The 5,152-nt window shown below is 62.2% G+C and carries 6 protein-coding genes; 4 read left to right on the top strand and 2 right to left on the bottom strand.

The features are described 5' to 3' along the window. Window positions 1-573 (bottom strand): IclR family transcriptional regulator (locus AC1D1P_RS13700; RefSeq protein ID WP_477673365.1); only part of this gene is annotated, 573 nt, incomplete at its 3' end. Between the two features lie 108 nt (window positions 574-681). Between AC1D1P_RS13700 and AC1D1P_RS13695 the strand changes: the two genes are divergently transcribed. Genes AC1D1P_RS13695 through AC1D1P_RS13685 form a run of 3 tightly spaced genes read left to right on the top strand, consistent with a single transcriptional unit; the run spans window position 682 to window position 3,297 of the window. Next, on the top strand, window positions 682-1,650 hold the full coding sequence (locus AC1D1P_RS13695) for a Bug family tripartite tricarboxylate transporter substrate binding protein (RefSeq protein ID WP_477673364.1): 969 nt from the start codon (window positions 682-684) through the stop codon (window positions 1,648-1,650). 1 nt (window position 1,651) lies between these two features. Beyond that, window positions 1,652-2,332, top strand: coding sequence for an RraA family protein (locus tag AC1D1P_RS13690; RefSeq protein WP_477673363.1), 681 nt, complete (start codon window positions 1,652-1,654; stop codon window positions 2,330-2,332). Window positions 2,333-2,361: 29 nt separating this feature from the next. Continuing rightward, on the top strand, window positions 2,362-3,297 hold the full coding sequence (locus AC1D1P_RS13685; protein ID WP_477673362.1) for a hydroxyacid dehydrogenase: 936 nt from the start codon (window positions 2,362-2,364) through the stop codon (window positions 3,295-3,297). Between the two features lie 51 nt (window positions 3,298-3,348). Here the strand turns inward: AC1D1P_RS13685 and AC1D1P_RS13680 are convergent, their stop codons facing one another. Continuing rightward, on the bottom strand, window positions 3,349-4,326 hold the full coding sequence (locus tag AC1D1P_RS13680) for a Bug family tripartite tricarboxylate transporter substrate binding protein (protein WP_477673361.1): 978 nt from the start codon (window positions 4,324-4,326) through the stop codon (window positions 3,349-3,351). 104 nt (window positions 4,327-4,430) lie between these two features. Between AC1D1P_RS13680 and AC1D1P_RS13675 the strand changes: the two genes are divergently transcribed. After that, entirely contained in the window at window positions 4,431-4,685 is a 255-nt protein-coding gene (locus tag AC1D1P_RS13675; protein ID WP_477673360.1) for an ACT domain-containing protein, read from the top strand. Window positions 4,686-5,152 lie beyond the last annotated feature (467 nt).

Below are 5,152 nucleotides of genomic sequence, written 5' to 3'. Positions count from 1 at the left end.
CACCGGCGCCGCCACACTGGCCACTTCGGCTTCGCGTTCGCCCATCGAGATCTGGTACCCCTGCTCACGGATCGACTCGTAGGGTTCTCCTGCTGCGCCACTGAAGGCCAAAATCACACGCCCCGGCGCGCCCTTGTTCAACGGCAGCCGTTCCCCGACACGCACGTGGTGCCGCACTGATTGTGGTCCTTCGACACGCGCCACGCAGGCGCGAATGTCGCCTTCGCGCACGTAGAACGACGCGCTCTCACCGCTTGCCTCGACGAGCTCGTGCAGCGTGGGCTCGACGATACGGTTGACATCGAACCCGGCCTGGTAGCGCGCACCCAGCCAGCCGGCGGCCGGCCCCAGCCGCCACTGGCCGTCGTCGGCCTGCACCATGTATTGCGACAGGGCCAGCGTGCGCGCCAGGCGCAGCACCGTGGTCTTGTGCATGTGTGAGCGCCGGCTCAATTCCGCCAGCGAAAGCGTTGACTCGCCCACCTCAAAAGCTTCCATCAGCGAGAGCGCCCGCGTCACCGCGATGACGCCGCCGCCCGTCTCAACTGGCTCATTTGCTGGATCGTTGCGCATGCCGCACCATGGTTCACTGTATGAAACGGTATTGTATGGCGTGCAACGCGCGCCTACAGTCCCACCCATACCGCAGTTATTGTTTTAAGCGGAGCCTTGGAGACATACATGAAACTTTCCCGCCGTTACGCGCTGGCCGCTGCCATCGCGTGTTCCCTGGCCACCAGCGCCTTTGCGCAGGCCTGGCCCACCAAACCCATTCGCCTCGTCGTGCCGTTCCCGGCCGGCGGCGGCACCGACATCATCGCCCGCGAAGTCACGAACAAGCTCATGGGCCCGGGCTACACCTTCATCGTCGACAACAAGCCGGGCTCTGGCGGCAACCTTGGCGTGGACGCCGTGGCGAAGTCACCGGCAGACGGCTACACGCTGGTGCTGGGCCAGACCAGCAACCTGGCGATCAACACCAGCCTGTACGCCAAACTTCCGTATGACCCCGTGAAGGACCTTACCCCCGTGAGCCTCGTGGCGAGCGCGCCGCTGGTCATCGTCGTCGCGGCGGACTCGCCTTATAAAACGCTTGCAGACATCGTTGCGGCGTCCAAGGCCAAACCCGGCTCCCTGAACTACGCGACCTCCGGCAACGGCACCGTCGCGCACCTCGCGACCGAATCCTTCCAGAAGGCCGCAGACGTCAAGCTGACGCACGTGCCGTACAAGGGTGCGGCACAGGGCGCCACCGACCTGATTGGTGGGCAGGTGCAGCTTTATGTGTCTTCCATCCCCACGCTCATCGGCCACATCAAGAACGGAAAGATGCGCGCCATCGCCGTCACCTCGGCCAAACGCACCGAAGACCTGCCGCAGGTGCCCACCATTGCCGAGTCCGGCTACAAGGGCTTTGAGGCCGTGACCTGGTTCGGTATTGCCGGGCCCGCGAACCTGCCGAAAGATGTCGTTGCCAAACTCAACGCCGACATCAACAAGGCGTTGCAGGCGGCCGACCTGCGCAAGAAGCTGCGCGACCAGGGCGCCGACGTGGAAGGGAGCACGCCGGAGCAATTCAGCAAACTGATCCGGGAAGACATCACCCGCTGGGGCAAGATCGTCAAAGAATCCGGTGCGAAAGTAGATTGACATGACACAAGACATCATCCGCAAATTTGACCGCGTGCCGGCCGCCGTTGTGCGCGAGGCTGCTGCATTCCAGCCCGCCATCCTGGCCGACGTGGCCGGCCGCCGGGGCGCCATGCACGGGCGCATCAAGGCATTGCGCCCCCGTATGAAATTTGCCGGTACGGCCCTCACTGTTGAAGTTCGCCCTGGCGACAACCTGATGATTCACGCGGCCATGTCGCTGGCGCAGCCGGGTGATGTGTTGGTCATTGACGGCAAGGGTGACCTCACCGCCGCGCTGATGGGCACCATCATGATGACCGCCTGCAAACAGCTGGGTATCGTCGGTGTTGTCATTGACGGCGCAGTGCGGGACACCCTTGAAATCGACGAAATGGATTTCCCTGTCTTTGCGGCCGGGTACAACCCGAACGGCCCCACCAAAACCTGCCCGGGCCGCATCGGCCACCCGGTAACGGCAGGCGGCGTCACCGTGCACGCGGGCGACTTCGTGATGGGCGACGCGGACGGCGTTGTCGTCGTTGAGCGCGAGAAGATCGAATCCCTGCTGCCGCTAGCTGCGAAGAAGGTGGCCGACGAAAACGCACGGATAGCGGCGATCAAAAAAGGCGACACAGCGGCCAAATGGCTGGAGTCAGCGCTGCGCAGCGCCGGTGTGCTGAAAGAAGGCGAGTCGCTGTGAGCAACGGGCAACCTGCTGTAAAGCCCGCCATGAAACCCGTCATTCTTGTCACTGCGGCAGACCTTGCACCCGAAGCGCTGGCACTTCTGCAGAGCTACGAAGTCATCTACGCCGGCAAGACGCCAACGGAAGAAGACATCGTCGCCCTCTGCCACCGACACGACCCGGTGGGCATCATCGTGCGCTACAGCAAGGTGGGTGCTGCCGCCATCGCAGCGGCGCCATCCCTGCGCGTGATCTCCAAACACGGCAGCGGCACCGACACCATCGACAAGGTGGCCGCCGCGGCGCGGAGTATCGAAGTGCGTGCCGCGGCCGGCGCCAACGCCAATGCCGTCGCCGAGCAGGCCCTGGCGTTGATGCTCGCCTGCGCAAAATCGGTTCCCGTGCTGGACGCGCGTATGCGCGCCGGCCACTGGGACAAGGCCACCCACAAAAGCGTGGAACTGTATGGCAAGACTGTCGGGCTTGTGGGTCTGGGTGCCATCGGGCTGCGCTTTGCACGCATGGCGAGTGCACTGGGCATGGAGGTCTTGGGCTATGACCCTTACGCCAAAGAGCTGCCGGAATTCATGACACGGGTCGAGCTCGAAACGCTTTGGCAGAACGCCGACGTGATTTCACTGCATTGCCCGTTGACTGACGAGAACCGCAACCTGCTGAATGGCACCACGCTGGCAAAGTGCAAGAAAGGTGTGATCATCGTCAACACGGCGCGCGGTGGGCTGGTAGACGAGGCCGCTTTGCTCGAAGGCCTTCGCAGCGGACAAGTCCATTCCGCGGGCCTCGACAGCTTCAGCGTGGAACCCATGCTGCCAGGGCACCCCTTCCAGAACGAGCCGGGCATCATCCTGAGCCCCCACATCGGCGGTGTCACGAGCAACGCCTACGTGAACATGGGCGTTGCGGCTGCGCGCAACGCGCGAAGCGTGATCGAAGGCGTTACCGCTGGGGCTTTGGTTTAGCTTCGATCGACGGCTCCCTGGGGCATGCGCCCCACGCCAGCGCCTTCGCTTTTACTGCGGCACCAGGCCGGCGGCTTTCACCAGGTCGGCGTGGATGCGAATCTCTTCTGATATCACCTGCGCCAGGGGCTTGGCCTCGTCGGGCGCCGGCTCCATGCCGATTTCCAGCAGTTTGGTTTTGGCATCGCCCCTCAAAAACGCCTTCGCGGATTTGCTGAGCTTGTCGATCACGGGCTGCGGGGTTTTGGCGGGAACCAGCAGGCCGATCCACGCTGACAGCACCACATTGTTCACGCCGCCTTCACGCAGCGTGGGAATGTCCGGCGCGGAAACGGCACGTTTCTCACTCAGCACACCCACCGCATGCAGCTTGCCCGACTTGATATGCGGCAGCGCCTCCGGCAGCGGGGCAAAGGCCATGTCCACCACGCCTCCAATCAGGTCGGTAATGGCCGGCGCACCACCCTTGTAGGGAACGTGCAGCAGCTTCGCGCCAGTCTGGCTTTCAAACATCAGCCCCGCCAGGTGCTGCGGGCTGCCGTCACCTGAAGAGGCATACGTCAGCTTGCCCGGGTTGGCCTTGGCTGCCGCCAGAATGCTGGCCGGCGTTCCGTACTTCGCCTTGTCGTTCACCACTAGCACCATGGCCTGGTTGACCAGCTTGGTCACGGCCACAAAGTCGGTTTCCGGGTTGTAGGGAAGTACCTTAAAAATGCTCTTGTTCGTGGTCAGAAAGGAAGCCGGCGACACCATGATGGTGTAGCCATCCGGCGCCGCCTTGGCCACCACAGGCACCCCAATCTGCCCCGAGCCCCCGGCCCGGTTGTCCACCACAAAGGGCTGGCCCAGGTCGGTGGTCAGCTGCTGGCTGACCTGGCGCGCCACCATGTCTACACTGCCGCCGGCCGGCAGCGCGACGATGACCTTGACCGGGTGGCTGGGGTAGGGCTCTTGCGCGAAGGAGGGAGCGGCGAGCGTCAGGCCGGACGCAGCGTAAAGCGCCAGGCAGGCGGTGCGGGTGAATGACATGGGGCGCTTTCAGAGTTGGAGGGGCAGGGGCGTCGCCAGTTCGCGCTCTGCAAACTTGCTCCGCCGCAGGCGTGGAATGCAAGTTGTATGCCTGCAAGCAGGGTTTGGAGCTGGAACTGGTAGGCGAAGACCGCCTGGGCAGCGTCAGCAATCTGACCAGGATGCTGGCCGAGCGCGGTATCAGCATTGAGGGTATTTACATCGACATCGTGCGCAGTGACGTCTCAGGCAAGCAGACCTTTAAGGTGGACACGCATTTGCTGGTGCCAGCTATTTTGTCTGCGGAGGCGTTGCAGAAGGAACTGAGGAGGCCCCAGTACCAAAGCGATGACCTGCAATACCGCTGGCTTGGTATGTAGCCATTTAGCAAATTTGTGAGGATCTACTGTCGCTCTAAGCGAGCCGTCACTAGTATAGAGGCTCAGGTTGTAAGAGGCCCGGCGGTGGCGAATCTAACGTTGACGTGGCATGCCTGGGTTGCCGACCTGTTCTTGAACCACCAAACGAAATCCTTCTCAAGGGCGCAGTGAGCCTAGCATCCACCGTGAATATCTTCCTCCAAAGTCAGTTTCTCAGTAGTATGTGAATCACATCGCCTCGCAAGCACCGTTTTAATTGTGCGATGACTAGAAATCAGGAGGAAGTATGACTCGACCGGTATTTTTCTCGATGGGAGGAGATCAGGACGCCGCGTTTGCCAGGAAGGTGAAAGATCTCCTGCCGGACGCAATGGTGTTGAATTGCACCGAAGTCTGACCCGAGTTTTCCATCGAATTTTGACCCACACTCTTTGTGAGCAGAAGGTGCTCACGATGTGGATAAGTTC

The sequence above is a fragment of the Polaromonas sp. P1_E1_2 genome (assembly GCF_056406035.1).
Note: the sequence above shows the minus strand (reverse complement) of the source record. Positions and strands in the feature narration are given on the sequence as shown.